The 366-nt window shown below is 73.0% G+C and carries 1 protein-coding gene; it reads right to left on the reverse strand.

Annotation, left to right across the window (positions count from 1 at the left end; all coding sequences use genetic code 11):
- Window positions 1-8: 8 nt before the first annotated feature.
- Window positions 9-366: hypothetical protein (locus DW180_RS10250; protein WP_199569903.1), on the reverse strand; the 358-nt coding region annotated here is incomplete at its 5' end.

Here is a 366-nt window from a genome sequence, read left to right on the forward strand (position 1 = left end):
CTGCCACCTCATCTCTCGGGCCCCTCGATATGCCGCGGGCCGTGCTCCCGGCCGGGGCCCTGGCTGTGGGCCCTCGACGCCTCGCGCGCACGCTCGGCGCGCTCGGCCAGCCGCTCGGGCGCCCGGCGCCTCTCGGCTATCTCGGAGAGCCGCTCCCTTGCGCGCTCGGCGGCCTTTCCCGTCTCTTGCTCGAGCTGGCGGAAGGCCTCGTCGACCTCGGGGGCGTCCTCCACCTTGAAGAGCAGCCAGTCGCGGCCCTCGCCGGGGATGATGTGGTGCTCGACCGACGCGGCGCGCAGCTTGTCGGAGACGACCTCCTTGATCGTCGCGTACTCGGGAAGCCCCGAGAGCTCCTCGAGGCTGAGC

The sequence above is a fragment of the Collinsella sp. AM16-21 genome (assembly GCF_003471905.1).
Lineage (GTDB): Bacteria > Actinomycetota > Coriobacteriia > Coriobacteriales > Coriobacteriaceae > Collinsella.